The sequence below is a fragment of the Pedomonas sp. genome, assembly GCF_036515995.1.
Lineage (GTDB): Bacteria > Pseudomonadota > Alphaproteobacteria > Sphingomonadales > Sphingomonadaceae > Pedomonas.
Window position 1 is genome coordinate 1 of record NZ_DATBUP010000240.1, and the last position, 1,719, is coordinate 1,719.

The 1,719-nt window shown below is 59.0% G+C and carries 2 protein-coding genes and 1 pseudogene; all 3 read left to right on the forward strand.

From position 1 onward, the window contains the following. Window positions 1–516: pseudogene (locus VIG90_RS17345) on the forward strand (DNA-directed RNA polymerase subunit beta'); the annotation flags it as partial. 312 nt (window positions 517–828) lie between these two features. Then, window positions 829–1,320, forward strand: a complete 492-nt coding sequence (locus tag VIG90_RS17350) for a type VI secretion system tube protein Hcp (protein WP_331594781.1) — start codon at window positions 829–831, stop codon at window positions 1,318–1,320. A gap of 14 nt (window positions 1,321–1,334) precedes the next feature. Next, the coding region (locus tag VIG90_RS17355; protein ID WP_331594782.1) for a hypothetical protein at window positions 1,335–1,719 on the forward strand (385 nt) is incomplete at its 3' end.

Genomic DNA, 1,719 nt, shown 5'->3' on the forward strand with positions numbered 1-1,719 from the left:
GGCGTGAAGATCAACGACAAGCACATCGAAGTGATTGTTCGTCAGATGCTGCGCCGCGTGCAGATCACCGACGCCGGCGACACCGACTACATCGTCGGCGAGCAGGTGGAGCGTTCGGAGCTGCTGGAAGAGAACGACCGCATGGACGCGGCTGGCAAGATGCCGGCACAGTACGAAAACGTGCTGCTGGGTATTACCAAGGCATCGCTGTCGACCGACTCGTTCATCTCGGCGGCATCGTTCCAGGAAACCACCCGCGTGCTGACGGAAGCGGCGATCATGGGCAAGCGCGACGGTCTGCGCGGCCTGAAGGAAAACGTGATCGTCGGCCGCCTGATCCCGGGCGGTACCGGTCTGGCATTCCACCGCGCCCGCAAGGAGAAGGAAGTGTGGGAGGCGGAAGAGCGCCAGGCACTGCTGCAGCAGGAGAAGGCCAACATGGCCGCCGAACTGCAGGCGATGGAAGACCAGCAGAATGCTCAGGCGCAGGCCGAGCATCATGGTGATGGCGAGTAATCGCTTGTAGCGCTAACGGAAACGGCACCCTTAGGGGTGCCGTTTTTTTTGAGCACTATGAGCGCCGTCACCGCTTATAGGTGCAAGCGAAAACGGCACCGTGAACGGCGCCGTTTTCTGCTTCGCATTTATAACCATATTGCGCAAAATTCTGGCTCTAGCCGAATCGCGGAAAAGCGTCCTTCGGCTACCGGGCATCGAGATTCTGGCTCCCGCTAAACAAACCTGTCCGCTCTTGCGCACCGCCAACTAGACCAACGCCTTACTACGCCAAAATGGGTGTTTTCAATCCATCACAAGGAGAGCAACACCATGGCAATCGACGTCTACCTCCAGATTGACGGGATTAAAGGCGAATCAACGGATGCAGGCCACCAAGGCTGGATCGAGCTCACTTCAGCCCAATGGGGCGTGATGCAGCCACGGAGCGCGACCGCATCGACGGGCGGCGGTCACACGGCCGAACGGTGTGAGCACAGGACGCTGGCGCTAACCAAGCTCGCGGACCTGTCCTCACCCATCCTTATGCAGACATGTTCGATGGGTAAGACGATTCCAACGGCGAAGCTGGAATTCATGCGCGCCGATGGCGACGGCAAGCCGGTCAGGTACTACGAGGTGGAGCTTGAAAACGTGATGATCGCAAGTGTCGACCAAGCGGTACACCAAGGTGCGATCCTGCATGACTCCATTGGCCTGCGCTTTTCGAAAGTGAAATGGAAGTACACGCAGCAGAAAGTTGGCGGCGGGGCTGGAGGAAACACGGCCGGGGGCTGGGACCTCGCAGCCAACAAGTGCGCCTGACGAGGAGCAAATTGATGAATATGAATTCGGCTCCGCCGCCCCAAGATTCGCGCGGCTACTTCATGCTGCCCCAACAGCCAGAAGGCGCAGGCTACTATGTCTACGGCACACCCGAGAACGGAGCCGGGCAGTACGCTCATCCGGCAATGCTCTGCTTGCTTCTCTTTGTCGAGCGCGAATGGGCCGTCAGCGACCGCCGTCGGTTTGGAGTCGGGAACATCAGTCAGGCAGGCGGCATCCCTTACCCAAAACACGAGAGCCATAAGGACGGACTGCAGGTAGACGTACGGCCACTCAGGCTCGATGGAGTCGAAGGCAGAGTTATGCGATTTCAACGTGACCTCTATGACAAGGAGGCGACTGCGAAGCTGATCCGCATCTTCCTCTCTCACCCGTTGG